Origin of the sequence: Actinoplanes sp. NPDC049118 (genome assembly GCF_040648555.1) — a bacterium.
In the GTDB taxonomy this organism is placed as follows: Bacteria; Actinomycetota; Actinomycetes; order Mycobacteriales; family Micromonosporaceae; genus Actinoplanes.
This window is the reverse complement of sequence record NZ_JBEZDY010000003.1, coordinates 417,755-440,808: the sequence shown is the minus strand read 5'-3', so window position 1 is coordinate 440,808 and position 23,054 is coordinate 417,755. Positions and strand designations below refer to the sequence as shown.

The following is a 23,054-nucleotide window of genomic DNA, read 5'->3' as shown; positions in this document are numbered from 1 at the left end:
CTTGAACGCCTTCTCTATCACCTTCGGCGACCGGTTCCCGGCCGCCGAAACCTACTAACCGAAGACGCCGGAAACACCGTTAGCGAGACAGTCCCCCGTCGGTGGCACAAAGCGGGACGCTGAGGCGTTTCTGTCGGCGGTGGAGACCGACAAGCGCCCAGGTACCTACATTGATCCGGCGGCTGGTCAGGATGGTCCCGTTCAGCACGTTTGCGGAGGCGTGGCTGCACACCCACCAGTTCGACGAGTCAAGCCGCGAGTCGGTGGCGTTCCGGGTCCGCAAGCACGTCATCCCGTTCTTCGGTGACCGGCCGATCGAAACCGTGGTAGCGGTGCGGGGCGGGGTACTGCGCCGGTACCGGCCCGATGGTGGACATCGGTGCTGGGTGCGGTACCCGGCAGGGTGAAATCCTCGGGCTGTCGCCCGACGATTTCGCCCTCGAGGGCGGCTGGTTGCATGTCCGGAGGCAGGTCAAGCGGGTGCGCAACCAGTTCGTCTTCGGCCTACCGAAGAACGACAAGGAACGACGCACACCGTTGGCCGGCTCCGTCACCCAGGTCGTGCGAGCGCATCTCGACGCCTATCCGGCGGCCTGTCGATGAGCTGTTCGGCGGCCCGGATGGCCTCGACGGCAGCGGGCGGCTCCGGGATGTCCCCGGGGTCCGGTCAGATTTCGACGATCAGGTCGGCGACGCTGTCGACGATGCGGGACGGGCGGTAGGGGTAGCGCTCGCTCTCCGCGCGGGTGCTGATGCCGGTCAGGACCAGGATCGTCTCCAGGCCCGCCTCGAGGCCGCAGAGCACGTCGGTGTCCATCCGGTCGCCGATCATCGCGGTGCTCTCGCTGTGACCGCCGATGACGTTCAGCGCCGAGCGCATCATCATCGGGTTCGGCTTGCCTACGAAGTACGGCTCGACGCCGGTCGCCTTCGAGATCATCGCGGCGACGGAGCCGGCGGCGGGTAGTGCTCCCTCGTTGGAGGGGCCGGTCGGGTCCGGGTTGGTGCAGATGAAGCGGGCGCCGTCGTTGATCAGGCGGACCGCCTTGGTGATCGCCTCGAAGCTGTAGGTCCGGGTCTCGCCGAGCACCACGTAGTCCGGCGCGTAGTCGGTCAGGACGTAGCCGACGGCGTGCATCGCGGTGGTGAGGCCGGCCTCGCCGATCACGTACGCCGTGCCGCCGGGGCGCTGGCCGGCCAGGAACTGTGCGGTGGCCAGCGCGGCCGTCCAGATCGACTGCTCCGGCACGTCGAAGCCCATCCGGCTCAGCCGGGCCTGCAGGTCGCGGGGGGTGTATATCGAGTTGTTGGTGAGGATGAGGAACGGCTTTCCCGACTCCTTCATCCGGTTGACGAACTCGGGCGCACCCGGGACCGGCACGCCCTCGTGGACGAGCACCCCGTCCATGTCGGTGAGCCAGGTCTCGATGGCCTTGCGCTCGGTCATTTCGCTCCTCGGCGTTTCGGAGGCGGGCAGCAGTCAGCCGGGCACTGGTCCCAGACCGGCAGCGTACCGAGCCGCTGTCGGGGCAGCGCGGCGCTCCGCTCCTCGACGAGTTCGCGGATCATCGTGACGAAGCGCGGGTCGGTGCCGGGCGTCGCCGCGCGGGCGTAGCCGAGCCCGAGGCCGGTGGCCGTCTCGCGGGCCTCGTTGTCGAGGTCCCAGATCACCTCGAGGTGGTCGGAGACGAAGCCGATCGGGCTGACCACGACGTCGGTGACGTCCTTCTCCGCGAGCGCGGTCAGGTGATCGTTGATGTCGGGTTCCAGCCATGGCACCTGCGGCGGGCCGGAGCGGCTCTGCCAGACCAGGTCCCAGGGCACGTCGGCCGTGGCCGCGGCGTGCACCAGGGCGGCCGTCTCGTGCAGCTGGGCCTCGTAGCGGCCGCCGTCGGGGCCGGCGGTCGCGGCCATCGAGGCCGGGATCGAGTGGGCGGTGAAGACGATCCGGGTGCTCGCCCGGCGCCGGGGGTCCAGGGTCGCCAGCGCCGACCTGACCGCGTCGGCGTGCGGCGCGACGAAGCCGGGGTGGTCGTGGAACTGGCGCAGCTTGGCCACGGCGGGCGCGCCGGGACCGACCTTGGCCCGGGCCGCGGCGATGTCCTCCCAGTACTGCCGGCAGGACGAGTAGCCGCCGTATGCGCTGGTCGCGAAGCCGAGCGCCGAGGTGACGCCGTCGTCGCGCATCTGCGCGAGGGTGTCGGCCAGCATCGGCGTCCAGTTGCGGTTGCCCCAGTACGCGGGAAGGCCGACGCCGTGCGCGGCGAAGTCGGCCCGCACCGCGTCGAGCAGGTCCCGGCACTGCTGGTTGATCGGGGACACGCCGCCGAAGTGGTGGTAGTGCTCGGCCACCTCGGCGAGCCGTTCCTCGGGGATGCCCCGCCCGCGCGTCACGTTGCGCAGGAACGGCATCACGTCCTCGGGACGCTCGGGGCCGCCGAATGAGAGCAGGAGAAACGCGTCGTACGCCACCGGCCCATCCTCCCCCGCCCGGGCCGGCGGCCCCCACTCACCCCCAGCCCGGGCTCAGGCGCCCAGGGCGTGATACCCGCCGTCGACGTGCACGATCTCGCCGGTGGTCGCCGGGAACCAGTCGGACAGCAGCGCGCAGACCGCCCGCGCGGCCGGCTCCTGGTCGGTCAGGTCCCAGCCCAGCGGCGCCCGCTGGGCCCAGGCCTCCTCGAACTGTTCGAAGCCCGGGATCGACTTGGCCGCCATCGTGCGCAGCGGTCCCGCCGACACCAGGTTGCTGCGGATGCCCTGCGCGCCCAGGTGCAACGCCAGGTACCGCGACGCCGACTCGAGGCCCGCCTTCGCCACGCCCATCCAGTCGTAGACCGGCCAGGCCTTGGTCGCGTCGAACGTCAGGCCGACGATGCTTCCGCCCTTGCCCATCATCGGCAGGCAGGCGGTCGCCAGCGACTTGTACGAGTACGTCGACACCTGCAGCGCGGTGGCCACGTCCTCCCACTGCGCATTGAGGAACTCTCCGCCGAGCACGCTCTGCGGCCCGAACGCGATCGAGTGGACGACGCCGTCGAGCCCGTCCACATGCTCACGGACCTTGTCGGCGAGCCCGGCCAGGTGCTCCGGGTTGGTCGCGTCCAGCTCGATCACCGGCGCCGGCGCGGGTAGCCGCTTGGCGATGCGCTCGACCAGGGACATCCGGCCGAAGCCGGTCAGCACGACCGTCGCGCCGTTCTCCTGGGCGAGCTTGGCCACCGAGAACGCGATCGACGCGTCGGTGATGATGCCGGTGATGAGCAGGCGCTTGCCGGCGAGCAGTCCAGACAATTCGTTTTCTCCGTTTCGCAGAGGCGGGGTCAGTGACCCATGCCGAGGCCGCCGTCGACCGGGACGACCGCGCCCGAGATGTACGCCGCGCCGTCGCCCGCCAGGAACATCACGGCCTGTGCGACCTCGTCGGGCGCCGCCAGCCTCCCGGCCGGGATCGCCTTGAGGATCTCCGCCTTGCGGGTGTCGCTCAGCACGTCGGTCATCTCGGTGTCGATGAAGCCCGGTGCGACCACGTTCGCGGTGATATTACGGCTGCCCAGCTCCCGGGTGATGGAGCGGGCCATGCCGATCAGGCCGGCCTTGCTCGCCGCGTAGTTCACCTGGCCGGGGCCGCCGTAGAGCCCGACGACCGAGGAGATGAAGATGATCCGGCCCCACTTGGCGCGCAGCATCTTGCTGCTGGCCCGCTTGGCGACCCGGAACGAACCCGTCAAGTTGGTGTCCAGCACCCGGGTGAACTGCTCCTCCGACATGCGCAGCAGCAGGGTGTCGTCGGTGATGCCGGCGTTGGCGACGAGCACCTCGACCGGGCCGAGTTCCTTCTCGACCTCGGTGAACGCGGCGTCGACGGCCGCGGAGTCGGTGATGTCACACTCCACACCGAACAGGCCGTCGGGTGCGCCGCTGCCGCGGTGCGTGACGGCGACCCGGTCGCCCTGCTTGGCGAACGCCTGCGCGATGGCCAGGCCGATGCCGCGGTTACCTCCGGTCACCAAAACGGTGCGGGCCACGCGTGCTCCTTTGTTCGAAGACTCGGACGGATCGAACACTAGGTGTTACCGGTTGGTAGGAGCTACCCCGGCCCGCTCATACCGGGGTAGGGCGATGAAGATCATCCCTGGGGTGCACGACGTGCCGGTTCCGGTGACCGTAGCCTGCCGGGATGGACGTCGTCGGCCCCCTGCGCCGGGTGCTGACCGGTCCGGATCACCGGCCCGCGCCGGTCCGGTCCCGGCACTGGGCCACAATCCGGTTGTACGGCGCGCCGCTCGGCCTGCTCGCGCTGTTCGGGCTCGCCGTGGCGAACGCGCAGTACTGGCTCGAGAACCGGCCGATCAGCGTGCTGGTCGCCGGCCTGATCTCGGCCTGGTCCGTGCTGCCGGTCGCGGTGGCGTTCCGCCGGCCGCTGCTGGCCTGGCGGATCGCGTACCCGCTGCTGTTCGTTGGTGCCCTCGGCGCGAGCGCCCGCGAGCCCTGGCCGTGGTCGACGGTCCAGATCCTCGGCTTCCTGTTCGTGTTCGCGGCGCTGGCCCTGCGCGAGGAGCCGGGCGTCATCGCAGTCGTGACGGCGTTGAACATCGTGCCGGTCTTCGTGTACGCGCCGCGCGCCAACGCGTGGGGCGTCGCGGTGCTGCTCGTCGCGATCGCGCTCGCCGGCGACCTGGTGTCCCGGCGGCGGCGCAGCCGGCAGGCGCTCGCCGAGCAGTCCGAGCTCACCGAACTCGAGAAGGCCCGGCGCGCGGTGCTGGAGGAACGCGCCCGGATCGCCCGCGAGATGCACGACGTGGTGGCGCACCACATGTCGATGATCGCGGTACAGGCCGAGACCGCGCCCTACCGGGTCACGGGCCTGTCGCCACCGGCCCTGGCCGAGTTCACCGCGATCGCGTCCGGCGCCCGCGCGGCGCTGACCGACATGCGGCGGCTGCTCGGGGTGCTGCGCGCGGAGACCGACGAGTCGCCGCGGGCGCCGCAGCCGGGGCTCGCCGAGGTGGCGACGCTTGTCGAGACCGCGAGGCGGGCCGGCGTCACGGTCAGCCTTGACGGCGATGGGCCCGGGGACGTGCCGGAGGCGGTCGGCCTGGCCGCGTACCGGATCGTGCAGGAAGCCCTGGCGAACGCGGCCCGGCACGCGCCGGGCGGCCCGGTCCGGGTCTCGGTCCGCGGGGGTCCGGGGCTGCTCCGCGTGGAGGTGGGCAACGGGCCCGGCTCCCCCGCCCCGGCGCCGGGCGGCCCGGGGCACGGGCTGATCGGGATGCGGGAACGCGCCGCGCTGCTCGGCGGCACCCTCGAGGCGGGGCCGCGGCCGGACGGCGGCTACCGCGTCGAGGCACTACTGCCGTGTACGGAGGACTGATGATCCGGGTACTGATCGCGGACGACCAGGCCATGGTCCGGCAGGGCTTCGGCGCGCTGCTCGCGGCGCAGCCGGACCTGCTCGTGGTCGGCGACGCGCCGGACGGCGCGGAGGCGGTCGCGGCGGCACGCCGGCTCGACCCGGACGTCGTCCTGATGGACGTCCGGATGCCGGTGATGGACGGCCTGGAGGCGACCCGCCGGCTGATGACGCCCGGCTCGACGGTCAAGGTGCTGATCCTGACGACCTTCGATCTCGATGACTACGTGTACGAGGCGCTGCGCGCGGGGGCGAGCGGCTTCCTGCTGAAGGACGCGCCGGCGGCGGACCTGGTGCATGCGGTCCGGGTCGTGGCCGGCGGCGAGGCGCTGCTGGCGCCGTCGGTGACGCGGCGTCTGATCGCGGAGTTCGCGGCGCGCCCCCGCACGCAGCGGCCCCGACCGACGGCGCTGGCGGCCCTGACACCCCGCGAGACCGACGTGCTGCGCCTGATCGCCCGGGGCCGGTCCAACCAGGAGATCGCGGCGGACCTGGTGGTCGCCGAGCAGACGGTGAAGACCCACGTCGGCCGCATCCTCGCGAAGCTCGGCCTGCGCGACCGGGCGCAGGTGGTCGTGTTCGCCTACGAGTCGGGTCTGGTGGCGGCGGGCGAGTAGTACCCGGGTAGGGCCTCGCAATGAGCACCCGGGACTGACGATCGGGGCCGGTCCGGAGCCGCAGGGTCCTCCGCATGCGAATCTCCCCGGCCCTGCTGGCCCTGACCGTCGCCCTCCCGTTCGCCTCCGCGCCGCCGGCGGCCCAGCCGCCCTCCCCCGGGCTCTCCCGGTCCGCCGCCCTCGCGGCGATGGTCTCCGCGGGCGAGCCGTACGCCTCCTGGGCCCGGACGGGGCGACGGTTCCTGGCGTTCGATCCACGCGGGGACGGCATCGGGGTCGAGGTCGTCGGGGATCTCGAGGCCGCCGACCGGATCGCGGTGCTGGTTCCCGGCGTGGACACGAGGCTGCGGGACTTCGACCGCGGGCTGGGCGGCGTGGCCCGCCGGGCTCCCGCGGTGCAGGCCCGCGCGGTGTACGACCGGCTGCGTGCCGCCGCACCGGGTACCCGGGTCGCGGTCGTGGCGTGGCTCGGCTACGACCCGCCGGAGGGCATGTCGCTGGACGTCGCCCGTGATCTGCGTGCCCGCTCGGGCGCGGTGGCGCTGACCGCCTTCGTGCGGGGGCTGCCCGCGCGGGCCCAGGTGACGCTGATCGGCCACAGCTACGGCGCGCTGGTGGCCGGCCTGGCCGCGCGGCGGCTGCCGCGGGTGGCGGACGTCGTGGCGCTGGGCGCGCCCGGCATGGGCACGGACACGGCGGCCGGGCTCGGCGGTGCCCGGGTGTGGTCGGCGCTGGCCCCGGACGACTGGATCAGGCGGGTGCCGCAGCTTCGGCTGCGGCACCTGGGCCACGGGCGGCGGCCGTCCGCGCCGGCCTTCGGCGCCCGTGCGCTGCCGGTCGCGGGCGTCTCGGGGCACGACGGGTACCTGTGCCCGGGCACGGCGACCCTGGACGCGGTCGCGGCGATCGTCCTCGGAGACACGCCGGCGGAGGGAGCGGCGTGAGCGGGAGCGGGCCGGGTGCGCGGGATCGGACCGTCGACGCGGTCCGGGCCTTCGCCGTCGCCGGGGTGGTGTCCGGTCATTGGCTCGTCACCGGGTTGGTGCCCGGCGCGGACGGGCTCAGGACGGCCAGCCCGCTCGCGGCCATGCCCGCCGGCGCACCCGTCACGTGGCTGCTGCAGACCCTCGGCCTGTTCTTCTTCGCGGGCGGCTTCGCGGCGGCCCGCGCCCGTTCCACGGAACGGCCGCGACCGGCCGGATCGCCGCTTCGCCGCCACGCGCGGCCGGTGCTCGGGCTGCTCGCCGTCTGGGCGCCGGCGCTGCTGCTCGCCGCCGCGCTCGGCGTGCCCGCCACCACGCTGCGCACGATCGCCACCCTGGTGGTCAGCCCGCTCTGGTTCCTGCTGCCGTACCTGGCGCTGTCCGCCGCGACCGGTGCCCTGCGCCGGGTACTCGCCCGGTTCGGCCCGGTCGTGCTGCTCGTGCCGGTCGCCGTGGTCGCGGCCACCGATGCCGGCCTGCTTCCGGGCCTGGCCGCCGTGCCCGCGGCGTGGGCGGTGCCCTGGCTGCTCGGCATCCTCGTCGCCGACCACGCCCGCGGCACCGGCGACGTGCTCGCCTATGGCGGGGCGGCCCTCGCGTGTGCGGGCGCGGCCGCCATGGTGGCCCTGGTCCGGTTCGGACACTATCCCGCCAGCGCGGTCGGCGTGCCGGGTGCGGGCCGGTCCAATCTCTTTCCGCCGTCGCTGGTGGCCGTCGCCCTTGCCGTCACCCAGACGGGTGTCTTCCTGCTCCTGCGTGCACCGCTCGCCCGGCTGCTGCGGCGCGACCGGCTCTGGCGCCCGATAGCGGCGCTGAACCGCGTCGCCGTGGGTGTCTATCTCGGCCATCAGAGCGTCCTGCTCGCCGTCGCCGGCGCCGCCGCCCTCGTCAGCCCCGCGATGCCCGGCCTGCTGACCGCGCCGACCGGGCCGGGGTGGGTCGCCGCCCGGGTCCTGTGGCTGCCCGTGCTCGCCACCGTCCTGGCTGTCATGACAGGTGTGCGACACCACGGCGAGCCCGGCTGCATTAAGCGGGCCTTAAGAGGTACGCTCTTCGACGGTTCCCAAGCCCGGACTACTGACGGAGGTGATCGCTGTGCGAGATAGCGATCCTCCCAGTCGTGGCCGGGCCGCTCGTCAGCCGCTCTGACCTCGACCGCTCCCGGCTCCGGCCGGTGAGCCCGAGTCCGTCCCGCTGACGCAGACCCACCCCGCTCCTCCCTGCCGCTCCGCGGCTCGACCTCGTGTCGAACCCGGCCGGTGTCGTGCGCCGCGACGGAGCTGGGGTGCCGGCCGCGACGCTTCGTGTGCGCACTTTCCCCATCGGTCTCCACCGGAAAGTCACTGCCATGAACAAGTTCGTCGCACCGCTGAGCTTCACCCTCGCCGCCGCCTGGGTGGTCGTCATCTTCGTGTTGGTGCACAGCGCACCCTGACGTCGGTTCGGACGCCGATACGCCGTATTCACCGGTCGGACATTCAAGGGCTCAAATGCAGGAGAGCCGTCGAACGGGCGGCGCTCCGGAGCGGACAACGGGGCAGAGACGGTCGTCGATTTGTGCGAGACTGCCGTTTCCGGTCCCGACCGAGCGAAGGAGCATCAATGAATTTCCGCATCAAGGCGACCGCGGCGCTGGCGATTTCGATGAGCTTCGCAACAAGCATTGTCGCCGCGACGCCGGCCCTGGCGTCCGAGGCGGACTGCCTGCCCTACCACGGCACCATCTGCCTGACCGACGGCGCCGACTTCGGCGGCCGGGTCTGGCGGCAGACCGTCAGCCAGATCAACGGCTGCCGGAGAATGAGCGCCGACAACTTCGACAACAAGGCCAGCACGGCGTTGAACAACACGTTCGGCGACGGGGTCCTGTTCATGTACAACACCAACAACTGCACGGGCGACTACATCGCCCTCGCATCCCGTGAGGCCACGAAGTTCAGGGGCGACGACGCCTGGCTGAACAACAGGGTCAGCTCCATCAAGTTCGTGCAGGTCTAGGCTACCCGCGTCAGGGCAGCCGGGACGTCCACAGCAGACTCATCCCGGCCGCGACCAGGCCGAGGAGCAGCGCCACCCCGGCGTACCACTGGGTCACCTCCCGCGGCTTCACCCGGTGGCCGATCGAGCTGCCCATGTCCTCGTACACCTTCTTGAGCTCGCTCACCGACGCCGCCTCGTAGAAGTAGCCGTCCGTCTTGTCGGCGAGTTGCTGCAGCGACAGCCGGTCCACCGGCACCTGCTTCAACTCGCCGCGGATGTCCACCACCCCGGAGTCGGTGCCGAACGCGATCGTCGACACCGGCACGTTCGCCGCCTCCGCCGCCGCGGCCGCGTCCTCGATCGAACGGCCCGCCGTCCGGTAGCCGTCCGAGAGCAGCACGATGCGGGCCGGCGGCGCGCCGTCCGCGCCGTCCGCCGGGACCGAACGGATCGCGTCCAGCGAGGTGAAGACCGCCTCGCCGGTGGCCGTCGCCTCGGCGAGGGTCAGCCCGTCGATGCCGGCGATCACCGCGGCGCGGTCCTTGGTCGGCGAAACCAGCACATTCGCCGACTTCGCGAACGACACCAGGCCCAGGTTGTAGGTGGGGGGCAGCTCCTGCACGAAAGCCTTCGCCGCCTCCTGCGCCGCCTCGATCCGGTTCGGCCGCACGTCGTCGGCCTCCATCGACAGCGAGACGTCGATCGCCAGCATCACCGTCGCGCGCTCGAGCGGTTCCTCGCGGTCGATCGACGGGCGGGCCATCGCCAGCGCCAGCGCGAGCAGGCTGAGCAGGAACGCGCCGGCCGCCGCGTGGCGGCGCCAGCCGAGGCCCTTCGGCGCCAGCGTGCGGAGCAGGTCGACGTTTGTGAACTTCATCGCGTACGTGCGGCGGCGGAACTGGCGCCATCCGTACGCGGCCGCGACCAGGATGACGGGTAGCAGTGCAAGCAGCCACCACGGCTGCAGAAAACGGATCATCGGGTGGTCCCCCGGGTGCGAGCGTGTCGTTGGGCGGCCACGAAGCGGACGATGTCCAGCAGCCAGTCGGTGTCGGTGCGCAGCCTCAGGTGTGCGGCGCCGGCGGCGCGCAGCGCCCGGGCGATCTCGCCGCGCTGATTCCCCGCCGCCTGCGCGTATCGGGCCCGCAGCGCCGGGTCGGCCGTCTGCACCTCGTGCAGCCGGCCGGTCTCCGGGTCGGCGAGGGTCAGCACGCCGACGTCGGGCAGCTCCAGCTCCCGGGGGTCGACCACCTCGATCGCCAGCACGTCGTGGCGGACGCCCAGCTTACGGATCGGCCGGGACCAGCCCTCGACCGGCGCCATGAAGTCCGAGATGACCACGGCGACGCCCCGGCGGCGCGGCGGCCGGTTCAGCATGTCGATCAGCTCACCCAGGTCGGCACGCCCGGGCCTGATCCGCGTACGGGCGATGGCGCGCAGCAGCCCCTGCGCCTCCTTGCGCCCGGGCCGCGCCGGCATCCGTACGGTCGAGTGCGCCTCCGGCGCCGGCGGTGCGGCCGCGCGGCGCCGCCGCCACAGGCCGCCCTGCTCCCGGGCCACCGCGCCCGAGCCGGTGCCGACCACGGCGCCGATCCGGTTGCCGCCGCGCACGGTCAGGTGGGCCATCGCCGTGGCCGCCGCCAGCACCAGGTCGCTCTTGAGCATCGCGGCCGTGCCGAAGTCGAGGCTCGCCGACAGGTCCACCGCCATCCACGTCTCCAGTTCGCGGTCGGCGACCGTGCGCCGCACGTGCGGAAGCGTGGTCCGGGCCGTGACCGGCCAGTCCATCCGGCGCACGTCGTCGCCGGGCCGGTACTCCCGGCTCTCGCCGGCCTCGCTGCCGGGACCGGGCAGCAGCCCCACGTAGTCGCCCTGCAGCAGGCCGTCCAGCTTGCGGGTCACCAGCAGTTGCAGCCGCGACAGCACCGCCTCGGCGCGGGCGTCGCCCGCGTCGGCCCGGTGCAGGTCAGCTGTGGTCACGACCGGACCGTCACTGCTGTCCCGGCCAGGCGGGCTGCGGCTGGGGGAACTGCGGCTGCGCGTCGAACGCGGGAACCCCGCTGGCCGGTGCCGGAACGCCGGAGACCTGGTGGCCGTTCGGCGACGTGCCCTGGCGGGAGGCGACCGACGGAATCGGCACGTTGCCCATGATCCGCGCGACGATGTGGTCGGCCGGGATGTCGTCGGCGAGCGCGTCGTAGCTGAGCACCAGCCGGTGCCGCAGGATGTCCGGCGCGATGTCCTGCACGTCCTGCGGCAGCGCGTAGTCGCGGCCGCGCAGCAGGGCCAGGGCCCGGGTCGCGCGGACGATGCCGAGCGAGGCGCGCGGGCTGGCGCCGTACTGGATGAGCTGTGCGACGTCCGGCATGCCGTGCTGTGCCGGCGCGCGGGTGGCGAGCACCAGCCGGACCGTGTAGTCGACCAGGGCGTTGTGCACGAAGACCTGGTCGGCGCGGCGCTGCAGGGCGAGCAGGTCCTCGGAGGTGAAGATCTGCTTCGGCTCCGGCGGGCTGACCCCCATCCGGTAGACGATCTCGCGCTCCTCGGCGTCCGTGGGGTAGCCGACCAGGATCTTCATCAGGAAGCGGTCGCGCTGCGCCTCGGGCAGCGGGTAGACGCCCTCCTGCTCGATCGGGTTCTGCGTCGCCATGACCAGGAACGGGTCCGGCACCGCGTGCGACTCGCCGCCGATCGACACCTGGTGTTCGGCCATGACCTCGAGCAGCGCCGACTGCACCTTCGCCGGGGCACGGTTGATCTCGTCGGCGAGCAGGAAGTTGACGAACACCGGGCCGAGCTCGACGTCGAACTTCTCGCTCGACTGCCGGTAGATCCGGGTGCCGACGATGTCGGCGGGCACCAGGTCGGGGGTGAACTGGATTCTGGAGAAGGAGCCGCCGACCACCCGGGCCAGGGTCTCCACCGCCAGCGTCTTCGCGACGCCGGGCACGCCCTCGAGCAGGCAGTGGCCGCGGGCCAGCAGCGCCACGAACATCCGCTCGATCATCCGGTCCTGGCCGACGATCACGCGCTTGACCTCGAACATGGCGCGTTCGAGCTGCGTGGCGTCCTGCGCTGGCGGCACCGGGGCGCCCGGATCGGCGCTGCTCGTGCCCTCGGGCGTGGTCGGCTCGGCCACCGGTCCTCCATCGAGATTTCGCGTATCCGGGTCGCGCCGGCACGGGTGCCGACGCTCAAGACTTACACGACCATGCTTGGAGCCGTCGGGCAGAGCCGCATTACATCGACCGCAAGTAGCCGGAGATGTCGATCTTTCTGCGCGATGCGCTCGAACGGGCACCCCGGCGGGTAGACGGAATCCCAGATCCGCCGTGTAACATTCAGCGCGTCGCCGGGCGACTTCCCCCGTGGTCGCCCGGCGCTCAACTCCCCTCCGATTCGCCGTCCTGCGGATAGTGTTTCGGGGTGGTCGAGGAGTTTTTTCCCGAGTGTTCCGCCAAGGGCTGCCGTGCGCGCGCGGTCTGGGTCCTGCGCTGGAACAACCCCAAGTTGCACGATCCGCTGCACCGGAAGACCTGGCTGGCCTGCGAAGACCACCGGGAGCACCTCCGCGACTTCCTCAACGCGCGTGGGTTCCTGCGGGAGGTCACGGAATTCAGGGCGCCGCCGGACGACAGCACCCCATAGGCTTTCTGCTGTGACCGAGCCCAGCGCCCCGGCGCCCGCACACACCGACCCGCTCGAGCCGTGGCCCGAGACGGTCACCTGGCGGCCGGTCTCGCGCAGCCTGATCACAGTGGAGTTGATCAACCGCGCGATCTGGGTGGTGATCGTGCTGGCCGGCCTCGGCGCCGGCTGGCTGATGACCGACCACTGGGCCTGGCCGGCGGCCATGGCGGCGGTCCTGGTCTTCGCGGCCTGGCGCTCGGTCGTGACGGTCCGGGCCGTCAAGGCCTGGGGGTACGCGGAGCGCGACAACGACCTGCTGGTCCGCCACGGACTGGTGATCCGCCGCCTCTCGATCGTCCCGTACGCGCGCATGCAGTTCGTCGACGTCACCGCGGGCCCGCTCGAACGGGCGTTCAAGCTGGCCACGGTCCAGTTGCACACGGCGGCGGCGGCCAGCGACGCGCGGATCCCGGGCCTGCCGCCCGAGGAGGCGTCCCGGCTGCGCGACCGGCTCACCGCGCTGGGCGAGGACCGGGCCGAGGGCCTGTGACCGCCGACGCGCGTCCTCAGCCGGATCCACACCGGGACGTGACCGCGCGGCCGGAGGCCGATCCGGCGACCCACCCGGACGACCCGGCGGCGCAGCCGGTCGTCGACGAGCCGCGGCGGCGGCTGCATCCGCTCAGTCCGCTGCTCAACGGCGCCAAGTCCATCGCCGTCATCGTCGCCGCGCTCAGCTGGCAGACGTTGTCGGAGGTGGGGGTCGGGCGGTTCGCCCTGGTGGTCACCGTGATCGCCGTCGGCGTGGTGATCTTCTCGGTGGTCGGCTGGCTCAACACCGGCTATCACATCGTCGGGCGGGAGCTGCGGATCTCCGAGGGGCTGGTCTGGCGGCGCAACCGGGCCATCCCGCTCGACCGGTTGCAGGCCGTCGAGCTGCGCCGGCCGCTACTCGCCCAGCTCACCGGCCTCGCCGAGCTCCGGCTCGAGGTGGTCGGGGGCGGCAAGACCGAGGCGCCGCTGGCGTACCTGACCGTGCGGGAGGCGGCGGCGCTGCGGGAGCGGCTGCTCGCACTCGCCGGCCGTACCCCCGGTGAGACCGACCGGGCCGCCGCGGAGCCGGCGGCCGGGGCGCCCGCTCTCGAGCGTCCGCTGCTGCGCGTCGGCAACCGGGACCTGGTGATCAGCCAGTTGCTCACCCCGCAGGCCCTCCTGCTGCCGGTCGGCATCGCCTTCGTGATGATGCAGTTCGTGCTGGAAGGCTCGTGGACCTTCGTCGGGATCGCCAGCACGGTGACCGCGATGGCGGGCGTGCTGCTGCAGCCGGTCCGCCGGGTGCTGCAGGACTGGGACTTCCGGCTCGCGCGCGACCCGGACGGCCGGCTCGCGGTCCGCCACGGGCTGCTGGAGACCCGCAGCCAGATCGTCCCGCTGAACCGGGTGCAGTCCATCGGCGTCACCTGGCCGCTGTTCTGGCGTGCGAAGGGCTGGCTGCACATGCGGCTGGACATCGCCGGCTACGCGGGCCCGCAGTCGGGCAACGACAAGCACTCCGACCGGCTGCTGCCCGTCGGCGTCTTCGCGACCGCCCGGGCGCTGGCCTGGGAGGTGCTGCCCGGCGTCGACCTGGCCGCCCTCGCCACCGCTCCGCCGCCGGCCCGGGCCCGCTGGCTGAACCCGATCGCGCTGAGGTCGATGGGCGCGGGGCTGACCGACGAGGTCTTCGTGTCCCGCTCCGGCCTGCTGACCCGCGAGCTCACCATGGTCCCGTACGCCCGCCTGCAGAGCGTTCGGGTCATCCAGGGGCCGCTGCAGCGGCTGCTCGGCCTGGCCACCGTCTACGGCGACACCGCCGGTGGCCGGTCCGGGGTGGCCCGGGACCGCGACGTCGCCGAGGCGTGGTGGCTCGCCGAGCAGCTGTCGGTGCGGGCCCGGCACGCCCGCGGCCCGGCGCCGCAGCCGACGGCCGGGACGGCGGACCCGGCGACGCGGACGACCGCCGGGACGGCGGACCCGGCGCCGCGGACGACCGCCGGGACGGCGGACCCGGCGCCGCGGACGACCGCCGGGGCGGCGGACCCGGCGACGGCGGGCCCGGCCGCGACCGCGCCGGACCGGGCCGCTCCGGCGCCGGAGGATGACTCTTACTGGCGCGGGCCCACGCAGCCTTAAGCTGTCCGCATGGAGCTTCCGGAGTTCTCGCCCGGTCTCAGTGCCCGGGTCGAGTTGACCGTCACCGACGCCGACACCGCACAGGCGCTCGGATCGGGTGACGTGCCCGTGCTCGGCACGCCCCGGGTGCTCGCGCTCGCGGAGGCCGCCACGGTCGCCGCCACCGCCCGGAAGCTGCCGGGCGGGGTGACCACGGTCGGCACCCGCGCCGAGGTCGAACACCGCGCATCGACACCGGTCGGGCGCCGGGTCACCGCCCTGGCCACGCTCACCAAGGTGGACGGGCGCAAGCTGCTCTTCGAGGTCGCGATCCGCGACGGCGAGGAACTGGTCGCCGAGGTGCGGGTCGAGCGGGTGCTGCTCGACCGGCAGCGCTTCATCGCCAAGTCGCTCGGCGCCTGAACGCAGCGGGGGTCAGAGCAGCGCGCCCCAGCGGGTGGTGAGTTCCTCGTTGGTCGGCATCGCCACCGCGCCACCCGGGCGTTCGCACACCAGGCCGGCCACGGCCAGCGCGAAGCGCACGTAGCGCTGCCAGCCCTCGATGTCCGCCGGCAGCCCGTCGGCCAGCAGGCGCCGGACCAGTGCGGCCATCACGGAGTCGCCGGCGCCGGTCGCGTCGACGGCGGCCACCGACGGCGCGGGCAGCATCGCCGAGCCCGCACCCGTCGCCACGTAGGCGCCCTTCGAGCCGCAGGTCACCACGACCGCCCGCGCGCCGGCACCGAGGATGCGTTCCGCCGCCGTCGCCGGTGCCGCGCCGTCCCACAGCACCTCGGCGTCGGCCGAGCTCAGCTTCACCAGATCCGCCGTCGCGAAGAACTCCTCGACCAGGTCGCGCAGGGCGGTCACCGCGGCGGCGTCGGGCAGCAGCCGCGGGCGCACGTTCGGGTCGAACACCCGCACCGGGCCCGGCACCGCCCAGGCCTTGCGGGCCGCGGACCGGAACGGCTCGCGCATCAGGCAGATCGACCCGGTGTAGACGACGTCGGCGTCCGCCACCAGTGCCTCGTCGACGTCCTCGGGGCGCAGCAGGGCGTAGGACGGCGGCTCGCCGTAGAACTGGAAGGTGGGCTCGGCGCCCTCGAACGTGGTCACCGCGAGGGTGGTCGGCACGCCGACGCGGGTCAGCGCGCCGGTGCCGATCCCGGTCTGCCGCAGGAACGCGGCGATCCGGTCGCCGAGGGTGTCGTTGCCGAGCGAGCCGAGATACCGCACGTCGCCGCCGAGCCGGGTGGCGCCGACGGCGACGTTCAGCGGCGCACCGCCGATCGCCTGGCGGTAGATCAGCTCGCCGTCGTGCCCGGTCTCCAGGAGGTCGACGAGAGCTTCACCGAGCACCACCGCGTAGCCCATTCCGATCCCCCAAACGCACCGCATCCGTATTGCCGTCAGCCTTGCCCCCGCGGCTCGAGAAAGCCAGCACCTTGCAAATGCTCGCCCGATTTGCCCTTGTTTGGCATGATTTATCCATGCGTCTCCGCCGGCTCGCCCTACCCCTGCTGCTCACCGCCGCCCTCACCGGGTGCACCGACGCCTCCCCGTCCAGCGAACGGACCTACTCCCCGCCGCCGGGCTCGACGCCGTGGTTCGTCAGCGGCCCGCCCACCTCCGCCCGCCCGTCGCACCCGGCGTCGGGGGTCGTACCCGGCGCACCGATGATCCAGGGCATGGTCACCGGGACCTTCCTGCCCTTCCCGCAGAGCTCCCTGGCGATCACCTACGACCCCAAGGTGGTCCCGCCCGGCTCGACCGCGCAGGTCGTGATCTCCCGAGCCCCGGACGGCACGCGGGTACGGCTGTCGGTCACCGGCATGGTGCCCCGCCGCACTTACGGCGCCCACCTGCACCGGCAGCCGTGCACCTCGGTCCCGGAGGACGCCGGCCCGCACTACCAGCACGTGCCCGACCCGAAGGCCGCCGCATCGCCGCCCTCGGTCGACCCGTCGTACGCGAACCCGCGCAACGAGGTCTGGCTCGACTTCACCGCCGACGCCATGGGCGCCGCAACCGTCTCCACGGGCGAGAAATGGCATTTCGACAAGATCGAACCGCCCCGCTCGCTGATCATCCACGCCAAGCCGACCAGTACCGCACCGGGCAAGGCCGGCACCGCCGGACCCCGGGTGGCCTGCCTCACCCTGACGACGCAGTGACGCCCGCCTGCTCATGATCTTGGTCAGACGGTAACGTCAGGCGGGACCAGGGACGACGCGCGGCTGACGGGAGGGCCATCATGGCCGAGCAGAACGAGGGCACGACCACGCCGAAGACCGAGTCGCACGACCCGGACTTCCCCGAAGCCCTCCTGCAGTTCATGCGCAGCGGCTGGCGCGACGACTCGCTGAACGTGACGCCCCGCCCGGAGACGCCGAACTACGCCAAACGCCGCGCCGCGCTCTCCGACGCGTTCCCGGGCGAGACGCTGGTCATCCCGAGCGGCGGGGAGAAGGTGCGCGCCAACGACACCGACTATCCGTTCCGGCCCGGCAGCGACTTCGTCTACCTGACCGGCGACAGCGACCCGGACAGCGTGCTGGTCATGCGTCCCAGCGGTTCCGGCCACGACGCGGTCGTCTTCAGCCGGCAGCGCTCCTCCCGGGAGACCGACGAGTTCTTCCGCAGCCGCGACGGCGAGCTGTGGGTCGGCCGCCGGCACACCCTGCGCGAGAAGTCGACCGAGCTGGGCCTCGAGACCGCGCCCTACGCCGCGCTCGGGCAGGCGCTCGCCGAGTGCGCGCCGGCCCGCACCCGGGTGCTGCGCGGCCTGGCCCCGGTCGTCGACCGGACGGTCCTGGCCTACGAGCCGGACCCGCAGGTCCGCCGCGACCGCGCCCTGGCCTCGGTGATCTCCGAGCTGAAGCTGGTCAAGGACGAGTGGGAGATCGCGCAGCTGCAGGAGGCGATCGACGCGACCGTCCGCGGCTTCGAGGACGTGGCCCGGATCCTGCCCGCCGACCGCGGCGTGAAGGAACGTCTGCTCGAGGGCGTCTTCGGCCTGCGCGCCCGGGTCGACGGCAACGACGTCGGCTACAGCAGCATCGTCGGCGCCGGCGCGCACGCGACGATCCTGCACTGGGTCCGCAACACCGGCGTCACCACGCCGGGCGACCTGTTGCTGATGGACATGGGCGTCGAGGGCCGCACGTTCTACACCGCCGACGTGACGCGCACGGTCCCGGTCTCGGGCACCTTCACCCCGCTGCAGCGCCAGGTCTACGACATCGTGCACGCCTCACAGCAGGCCGGCATGGACGCGATCAAGCCGGGCGTGAAGTTCCACGACGTGCACCTGACCTGCATGCGGGTCCTGGCCGAGGGCCTGCACGACCTGGGCCTGCTGCCGGTGAGCGTGGACGAGGCGATGAGCGACAAGTCCACGGTGTACCGCCGCTGGACGCTGCACGGCTTCGGCCACATGCTCGGCATCGACGTGCACGACTGCTCGGCCGCCCGCAAGGAGAAGTACCGCGACGGCGAGCTCGGCGAGGGCTACGTGCTGACGGTCGAGCCGGGCCTGTACTTCCAGCCCGAGGACGAGCTGGTACCGGAGGAGCTGCGCGGCGTCGGCGTCCGCATCGAGGACGACGTGCTGGTCACGGCCGACGGCTGCCGCAACCTGTCGGCGGGCCTGCCGCGCTCGTCCGCCGAGGTCGAGGCCTGGCTGTCCGCGCAGCGCGAGGCAGGCCCGCGCCTGCCCGGCTGAGACCCGGCCCGGTGCAGGACGGCACGACTCCCGAACCCCGGCGACACCCGGACAGCGTGTTCAATATCGAACATCATGTTCGAGTATGGTTCTCCTCACCGGAAACCGCCGGGAAGAGGGGCCATGGATCGACGGGTACGGCGCACTCGCCGGGTGCTGCAGGATGCGCTCGTCGCGCTGATCGAGGAGTACGGCTACGAGCGGCTCACCGTGCAGGACGTGCTCGACCGCGCCGACATCGGACGGTCCACGTTCTACACGCACTTCCGCGACAAGGACGCCCTGTTCATGACGTGGTTCGACGGCCTGCGCGAGGACCTGCGCAGCGAACTCGACGACATGGCCGTGGGCCATCAGCCGCCCGGCACCACCCGGCCGCTCGGGGTGATCTTCGACCACGCGTACCGGAATCAGCGGGTCTACCGGGCGGTCTGCGGCCGCCAGGGCGGCAACGCCTTCACCCACCTGATGCAGCGGCTGCTCTTCGAGCTGCTGCACGAGCACCTGCGCCTGGCCGGGACCCGGCTACCGGTCGAGATCGCGGCCGAGTACTACTCGGGCGCGCTGCTCAGCACCCTGCTGTGGTGGGTGCGGCAGGACTTCCCGTACCAGCCCGCGGAGCTGGCCGCGATGTGCCAGCTGCTGACCGCGCCCGGGGTGCTGGCGAGCCTCAGCCCTGCACCGCATATTCCGTGATGACGAAGCAGGTCGGCGTGCCGGCGCCCTCCGAGACGTCGAAGGAGATCGCGACCGGGTGCCCGTCGGCCGGGTCGGCGCTCGTGGTCATCTCGCCGCCGTCGTCCGCCGCGGTCTGTGCCAGGTCGAGCAGTCCGCCCAGGGTCGGCAGCTCGACCTCCTCCTCGCCGACCGCGGTCCTGCCGTCGATGCGCTCGACGCTCGCCACCGCGCTCCCCCGCACCGTGACCCGGTAGACGCCCTCCGACGGCCCGCTACCGCAACGCCGGTCGACGACGTACGCGTAGTTCATCGGCTCGTGCCACACCGGCGCCGACGCCGCGGCGCTGGGGCTTGGCCCCGTCGCGGCCGGCGGGTCGTCGGTGCAGGCGGCGACAGCCGCGACAAGGGCGATGCCGCACAGCAGCCGGGCGAACCGCACGATGACCTCCGACGCTCAGACCGGCCGCCACCCGGCGGCCGCGCCCATGCTCCCAGACCCGGGCAACGGCGCCTCGGCCGACGGTGCATCACCCGGCCGGCCGAGGGCGTCACCCCGCCGGATCCGCGACGAAGACGGCCACCGAGCGGGCGGGAACGGTCAGTGTCCCCGCCTCCGCGGTGGCGGTGCGCAGCAACGGGTCGGCCGAGGCGAGCAGCTCGGGGTGCAGGGTCAGCGGGAGACCCGAGAGCGACGGCACCGCCTGGCTCGTCGCGTCCCCGGTCGCGTTGAAGACGACCACCGTGTCGCTCCAGCGCGGGTCCAGGCCCTCGCCGTCCAGGCACATCACGATGACGCCCGGGCTCTCCGACGGCCCGCCCAGCGGGAAGGTCAGCCGGCGCTGTACCTCGTCGGCCGTCGGCAGGCCGAACACCGGCGAGGCCCGGCGGATGCGCAGCAGCTCCGCGTAGCGGGCCGCGGTCAGATCCATGATCTCCGCCGACGGGACCAGCGCCGGGTCGGCGAGCAGCGGGCGGGCCCACGGCCACTTGTCCTCGTTGTCCGGCGCCGGCGGCAGCCCGATGCCGAAGCCGTTGCCGTCCTCGCCGGCCCAGCGCAGCTGGTTGAACCAGTCCCCCGAGTTGTAGGAGTTGCGGTCGAGCGACTTCGACCGCAGCCGCTCGGTGCCCAGCGCCACGAAGCCGACGCCCTGACCGAGCACGACGAGCGACAGCGCGAGCACCTGCATGCGGGCCCGCTCGAGCATCGGCAGCGACGGCGGCAGCTTGAACGCCATCGCGTCGTAGAGGATCTCGTTGTCGTGCGCGTCCACATAGGCGACGCACTCCCCCGGCGCGGCCGCGTAGCCGCTGGGCGAGCCGTTGTAGTCGATCTGGGCGCCGCAGTGCTCGACGCCGGTGTGCGTCACGAACCGGTACGTCGCAAGGCCCCCGGCGAGCCCCACCTTGATCCGGTCGTGCACGGACAGCGGCGTGTCCGCGCCCAGCCCGGTCGCGAAGCCCTGCACGGAAGGGTCGTCGCCGAACGAGCCGCCGCCGCGGACCGCGTCGCGTAGCCGGTCGTTGAACGTGCCGATGCCGGTACCGGCCATGTTGACCTGTGTCGCCTGCACGAACCGGGCGTCGTACGCGATCTCGCCGAAGTTCCAACCCTCGCCGTACAGGTAGATGCCGGGGTCGAGGTGGTCGAGGGCGGCCCTGGTCTCCAGGATGTTGGCGCGCGGATGGTGTCCCATCAGGTCGAATCGGAAGCCGTCCACCTTGTATTCGCCGGCCCAGGTGACGATCGAGTCCACGACCAGCCGGCCCATCATCAGGTGCTCCGGCGCGGTGTTGGAGCAGCACGTCGACTCGGCCACCGTGCCGTCGTCGAGCAGCCGGTGGTAGTAGCCGGGCACGATCCGGTCGAGCACGCTGAACGGCGCCAGCCCGTCGGCCGTCGTGTGGTTGTAGACGACGTCCATGACCACGCGCAGGCCCGCCTCGCTGAGCGCGGCGACCATCCGGCGGAATTCCAGGATGCGGGCGCTGCCGGACGGCTCGACGGCGAAGCTGCCCTCGGGCGTCGTGTAGTGCAGCGGGTCGTACCCCCAGTTGAAGCCGTCCTCGTCGGCGACGGCCATGACCGCGCGCTGCTGCTCGGGTGAGTCCGGCGGCAGCGCGGCCAGGTCACACCTCGGTACGGCCTGGTCGGCGCGGCGGTCGGGCACCGTGGCGAAGTCGAACGCCGGCAGCAGGTGCACGTGGGTGAGGCCGGCGTCGGCGAGCATCCGCAGGTGCCGCATGCCCGCGGACCCGGCGTGGGTGAAGGCCAGGAACGTGCCCCGCTCCTGCGCCGGGACGGTGGTGTCGGCGATGGAGAAGTCGCGGACGTGCACCTCGGAGATCTGCATCCGGGCCGGCGCCACGGCCGGCGGCTTGACCAGGTCCGCCCACCCCGGCGGTTGCAGCTCCGGCGCGGACAGGTCGACGAGCTGGCTGTGCGTGGAGTCGACGGAGAGCGACAACGAATACGGATCGGTGACGCTGCTGGTCACGACGCGCTGCGCCGCCGGGTGCCAGACCTCGACCCGGAAGCGGTAGTAGCGGCCGGGCCAATCGCGCCGGCCGGCGATGGACCACACGCCGGTCGCCGCGTCCCGGCCCATCGGCAGGACCTCCGGCTCGTCGCCGGGGGTCGGGAACAGCTCCAGCGCGACGGTACGGGCGGTCGGCGCCCAGACGGAGATCGTCGACTGCTCCTCGTCCATGACCGCGCCGAGGCGGGCGTCGGCGGCGTCCGCGTACAGGTCGTCGAGGACGCCCGGCAGCTGGACCGCGGTCAGGACCGTGACCCGGCCGGCGGCGTCGCGGCCCGCCGCCAGCACCTGGCCGCGCAGCAGCTCGCCGAGGGCGGCGTCGTCGAGCTCGGGCACGGCGAACGCGCGGTAGGAGCGCAGGTGCGGGAAGCGGCGGCTCTGCGCCCGGAACAGCCCGCCGGGGCGGGGCGTGAGCGGCAGCGCGGCGTGCTCCCCGGCGAGTTCGTCGCCGTCGCGCCGCAGCCCGCCGTCCGCGGCCGAGACCAGGGTGAACGCCTCGGCCAGGCCGGCGAGGTGCGACGGCAGGGCCAGCGTGGTGCGGTCGACGAAGACGGCCAGGGCGCGCGCCGGATCGAGCTCCGGGCCCAGCGAGCGCACGTCGGGCAGCACTGGCGCGGCGGTGCCGGCGAGCATCCACACCTCACGGGTCGACGTGAGGTCGAGGCGCTGGTCGTCGTGCAGGTCCTTGGCGTCGCCGCGGTGCAGGACGAAGCGCAGCCCGACGGCGTCCGGGCGCACCGGCACCCGGAACACGGCGCCGAAGGCGTCGAAGGCGACCGGGCCGAGCGGCGTGCTCCAGTCGGGCTTGCGATGGGTGCCCTCCCAGGCGTGCATCCCCCACCCGTCGTAGTCGCCGTCGGCGCGGCGGTAGTGGATGACGGCGGAGCGGTCGTCCGGCGGCGTCTCGTCGGTGAAACCGGCCGCCGCGGCGCTCGGATAGACCTCGGGGTCGCCCGCCCGCAGCCAGACCTCGGGGGTGACCGCCGGATCGACGTTCCGGTCCTCGGCCACGTCCTTGGCGCCGGTGTGATCGACCACCAGGAAGCCCACCTCGCGGGCCGAGTCGGCCACGCGCACCCAGGCGAAGCGGCCGTAGGCGTCCTCGCCGGCGAACGGGTGACCGCCCGGGAAGCCGGTGATCGCGCCCGGGGCGATGTCGCCCCACGCGTGCAGCGCCCAGTCGCCGTAGCCCTCGTCCTCGCGCCGGTAGTGCACGACCAGCCGGTGCGGCCGGCTCAACCTTGCGCGTACCGCCGGCGCGGCGATCTCGATCGTGGTCACCTGGACATGATCCCACCGGGGTACGTCAGGAACCCGGGTTGCATGAAATAACAAGACGGA

Annotated in this window: 24 protein-coding genes; 14 read left to right on the top strand and 10 right to left on the bottom strand. The window is 72.8% G+C overall.

Going from position 1 to position 23,054, the window contains the following annotated elements; all coding sequences use genetic code 11:
• The first annotated feature begins 366 nt into the window (after nt 1–366).
• Nucleotides 367–603 carry a hypothetical protein gene (locus AB0B58_RS06825; protein ID WP_360218675.1) on the top strand — a complete coding sequence of 79 codons (237 nt, stop codon included), beginning with the start codon at nt 367–369 and terminating at the stop codon, nt 601–603.
• Between the two features lie 64 nt (nt 604–667).
• On the opposite strand, the gene AB0B58_RS06820 is transcribed toward AB0B58_RS06825, so the two are convergent.
• The 4 genes from AB0B58_RS06820 to AB0B58_RS06805 are packed head-to-tail and all read right to left on the bottom strand — an operon-like array spanning nt 668 to nt 4,028.
• Nucleotides 668–1,447: an HAD-IIA family hydrolase gene (locus AB0B58_RS06820; protein ID WP_360218672.1), complete on the bottom strand. Its 780-nt coding sequence runs from the start codon at nt 1,445–1,447 to the stop codon at nt 668–670.
• A complete protein-coding gene (locus tag AB0B58_RS06815) occupies nt 1,444–2,472 on the bottom strand; it encodes a ferrochelatase (protein ID WP_360218669.1) in 1,029 nt (342 codons plus the stop codon). The genes AB0B58_RS06820 and AB0B58_RS06815 overlap by 4 nt, the downstream gene beginning before the upstream one ends.
• 54 nt (nt 2,473–2,526) lie before the next feature.
• Complete coding sequence (fabI, locus tag AB0B58_RS06810) at nt 2,527–3,294, bottom strand: enoyl-ACP reductase FabI (protein WP_360218666.1); 768 nt, start codon at nt 3,292–3,294, stop codon at nt 2,527–2,529.
• 29 nt (nt 3,295–3,323) lie between these two features.
• A complete protein-coding gene (locus AB0B58_RS06805) occupies nt 3,324–4,028 on the bottom strand; it encodes a beta-ketoacyl-ACP reductase (protein ID WP_360218663.1) in 705 nt (234 codons plus the stop codon).
• Between the two features lie 152 nt (nt 4,029–4,180).
• Between AB0B58_RS06805 and AB0B58_RS06800 the strand changes: the two genes are divergently transcribed.
• The 6 genes from AB0B58_RS06800 (at nt 4,181) to AB0B58_RS06775 (ending at nt 9,011) form a co-directional block, all read left to right on the top strand.
• On the top strand, nt 4,181–5,374 hold the full coding sequence (locus AB0B58_RS06800; protein ID WP_360218660.1) for a sensor histidine kinase: 1,194 nt from the start codon (nt 4,181–4,183) through the stop codon (nt 5,372–5,374).
• Nucleotides 5,374–6,030: a response regulator transcription factor gene (locus tag AB0B58_RS06795; RefSeq protein ID WP_360218657.1), complete on the top strand. Its 657-nt coding sequence runs from the start codon at nt 5,374–5,376 to the stop codon at nt 6,028–6,030. The genes AB0B58_RS06800 and AB0B58_RS06795 overlap by 1 nt, the downstream gene beginning before the upstream one ends.
• A 74-nt stretch (nt 6,031–6,104) precedes the next feature.
• Nucleotides 6,105–6,974, top strand: coding sequence for an alpha/beta hydrolase (locus AB0B58_RS06790; RefSeq protein ID WP_360218654.1), 870 nt, complete (start codon nt 6,105–6,107; stop codon nt 6,972–6,974).
• Nucleotides 6,971–8,119, top strand: coding sequence for an acyltransferase family protein (locus AB0B58_RS06785; protein WP_360218651.1), 1,149 nt, complete (start codon nt 6,971–6,973; stop codon nt 8,117–8,119). Before AB0B58_RS06790 ends, AB0B58_RS06785 begins: the two co-directional genes overlap by 4 nt.
• A 179-nt stretch (nt 8,120–8,298) precedes the next feature.
• A complete protein-coding gene (locus AB0B58_RS06780) occupies nt 8,299–8,448 on the top strand; it encodes a hypothetical protein (protein WP_360218648.1) in 150 nt (49 codons plus the stop codon).
• A 167-nt stretch (nt 8,449–8,615) separates the two neighbouring features.
• Entirely contained in the window at nt 8,616–9,011 is a 396-nt protein-coding gene (locus AB0B58_RS06775; RefSeq protein WP_360218645.1) for a hypothetical protein, read from the top strand.
• Between the two features lie 10 nt (nt 9,012–9,021).
• On the opposite strand, the gene AB0B58_RS06770 is transcribed toward AB0B58_RS06775, so the two are convergent.
• The 3 genes from AB0B58_RS06770 to AB0B58_RS06760 are packed head-to-tail and all read right to left on the bottom strand — an operon-like array spanning nt 9,022 to nt 12,132.
• Entirely contained in the window at nt 9,022–9,972 is a 951-nt protein-coding gene (locus AB0B58_RS06770; RefSeq protein WP_360218642.1) for a VWA domain-containing protein, read from the bottom strand.
• On the bottom strand, nt 9,969–10,973 hold the full coding sequence (locus AB0B58_RS06765; RefSeq protein WP_360218639.1) for a DUF58 domain-containing protein: 1,005 nt from the start codon (nt 10,971–10,973) through the stop codon (nt 9,969–9,971). Before AB0B58_RS06765 ends, AB0B58_RS06770 begins: the two co-directional genes overlap by 4 nt.
• A gap of 10 nt (nt 10,974–10,983) precedes the next feature.
• Complete coding sequence (locus AB0B58_RS06760; RefSeq protein ID WP_360218636.1) at nt 10,984–12,132, bottom strand: MoxR family ATPase; 1,149 nt, start codon at nt 12,130–12,132, stop codon at nt 10,984–10,986.
• A 287-nt stretch (nt 12,133–12,419) separates the two neighbouring features.
• Here AB0B58_RS06760 and AB0B58_RS06755 point away from each other — a divergent pair, with 287 nt between their 5' ends.
• The 4 genes from AB0B58_RS06755 (at nt 12,420) to AB0B58_RS06740 (ending at nt 15,197) form a co-directional block, all read left to right on the top strand.
• The gene (locus tag AB0B58_RS06755) at nt 12,420–12,641 is read left to right on the top strand and encodes a hypothetical protein (RefSeq protein WP_360218633.1); all 222 of its coding nucleotides are present in this window, start codon (nt 12,420–12,422) and stop codon (nt 12,639–12,641) included.
• 10 nt (nt 12,642–12,651) lie between these two features.
• Nucleotides 12,652–13,173, top strand: a complete 522-nt coding sequence (locus tag AB0B58_RS06750) for a PH domain-containing protein (RefSeq protein WP_360218630.1) — start codon at nt 12,652–12,654, stop codon at nt 13,171–13,173.
• Between the two features lie 122 nt (nt 13,174–13,295).
• Entirely contained in the window at nt 13,296–14,795 is a 1,500-nt protein-coding gene (locus AB0B58_RS06745) for a PH domain-containing protein (protein WP_360218749.1), read from the top strand.
• Nucleotides 14,796–14,804: 9 nt separating this feature from the next.
• Nucleotides 14,805–15,197, top strand: a complete 393-nt coding sequence (locus AB0B58_RS06740) for a thioesterase, FlK family (RefSeq protein ID WP_360218627.1) — start codon at nt 14,805–14,807, stop codon at nt 15,195–15,197.
• A 12-nt stretch (nt 15,198–15,209) separates the two neighbouring features.
• Here AB0B58_RS06740 and AB0B58_RS06735 read toward each other — a convergent pair whose 3' ends face one another.
• Entirely contained in the window at nt 15,210–16,148 is a 939-nt protein-coding gene (locus AB0B58_RS06735) for a carbohydrate kinase (protein WP_360218624.1), read from the bottom strand.
• A 116-nt stretch (nt 16,149–16,264) separates the two neighbouring features.
• Between AB0B58_RS06735 and AB0B58_RS06730 the strand changes: the two genes are divergently transcribed.
• From AB0B58_RS06730 to AB0B58_RS06720, 3 genes are all read left to right on the top strand, one after another.
• The gene (locus tag AB0B58_RS06730) at nt 16,265–16,948 is read left to right on the top strand and encodes a superoxide dismutase family protein (RefSeq protein ID WP_360218621.1); all 684 of its coding nucleotides are present in this window, start codon (nt 16,265–16,267) and stop codon (nt 16,946–16,948) included.
• Nucleotides 16,949–17,028: 80 nt separating this feature from the next.
• A complete protein-coding gene (locus AB0B58_RS06725; RefSeq protein ID WP_360218618.1) occupies nt 17,029–18,498 on the top strand; it encodes an aminopeptidase P family protein in 1,470 nt (489 codons plus the stop codon).
• A 123-nt stretch (nt 18,499–18,621) separates the two neighbouring features.
• Nucleotides 18,622–19,194 (top strand): TetR/AcrR family transcriptional regulator, encoded by a 573-nt coding sequence (locus tag AB0B58_RS06720; RefSeq protein ID WP_360218615.1) that lies wholly within the window; start codon nt 18,622–18,624, stop codon nt 19,192–19,194.
• Here AB0B58_RS06720 and AB0B58_RS06715 read toward each other — a convergent pair.
• Together AB0B58_RS06715 and pulA are read right to left on the bottom strand one after the other, a co-directional pair.
• Entirely contained in the window at nt 19,169–19,615 is a 447-nt protein-coding gene (locus tag AB0B58_RS06715) for a DUF6174 domain-containing protein (RefSeq protein ID WP_360218612.1), read from the bottom strand. The two genes, AB0B58_RS06720 and AB0B58_RS06715, sit on opposite strands and share 26 nt — an antisense overlap.
• Before the next feature lie 109 nt (nt 19,616–19,724).
• Nucleotides 19,725–22,994, bottom strand: a complete 3,270-nt coding sequence (gene pulA, locus AB0B58_RS06710) for a pullulanase-type alpha-1,6-glucosidase (RefSeq protein ID WP_360218609.1) — start codon at nt 22,992–22,994, stop codon at nt 19,725–19,727.
• Nucleotides 22,995–23,054 lie beyond the last annotated feature (60 nt).

Coding starts and splice junctions, on each gene's coding strand:
- AB0B58_RS06730 (WP_360218621.1), top strand. CDS start 16,265: ATGCGTCTCCGCCGGCTCGCCCTACCCCTGCTGCTCACCGCCGCCCTC.
- AB0B58_RS06790 (WP_360218654.1), top strand. CDS start 6,105: ATGCGAATCTCCCCGGCCCTGCTGGCCCTGACCGTCGCCCTCCCGTTC.
- AB0B58_RS06775 (WP_360218645.1), top strand. CDS start 8,616: ATGAATTTCCGCATCAAGGCGACCGCGGCGCTGGCGATTTCGATGAGC.
- AB0B58_RS06725 (WP_360218618.1), top strand. CDS start 17,029: ATGGCCGAGCAGAACGAGGGCACGACCACGCCGAAGACCGAGTCGCAC.
- AB0B58_RS06770 (WP_360218642.1), bottom strand. CDS start 9,972: ATGATCCGTTTTCTGCAGCCGTGGTGGCTGCTTGCACTGCTACCCGTC.
- AB0B58_RS06740 (WP_360218627.1), top strand. CDS start 14,805: ATGGAGCTTCCGGAGTTCTCGCCCGGTCTCAGTGCCCGGGTCGAGTTG.
- AB0B58_RS06820 (WP_360218672.1), bottom strand. CDS start 1,447: ATGACCGAGCGCAAGGCCATCGAGACCTGGCTCACCGACATGGACGGG.
- AB0B58_RS06825 (WP_360218675.1), top strand. CDS start 367: ATGGTGGACATCGGTGCTGGGTGCGGTACCCGGCAGGGTGAAATCCTC.
- AB0B58_RS06735 (WP_360218624.1), bottom strand. CDS start 16,148: ATGGGCTACGCGGTGGTGCTCGGTGAAGCTCTCGTCGACCTCCTGGAG.
- AB0B58_RS06720 (WP_360218615.1), top strand. CDS start 18,622: ATGGATCGACGGGTACGGCGCACTCGCCGGGTGCTGCAGGATGCGCTC.
- AB0B58_RS06795 (WP_360218657.1), top strand. CDS start 5,374: ATGATCCGGGTACTGATCGCGGACGACCAGGCCATGGTCCGGCAGGGC.
- AB0B58_RS06800 (WP_360218660.1), top strand. CDS start 4,181: ATGGACGTCGTCGGCCCCCTGCGCCGGGTGCTGACCGGTCCGGATCAC.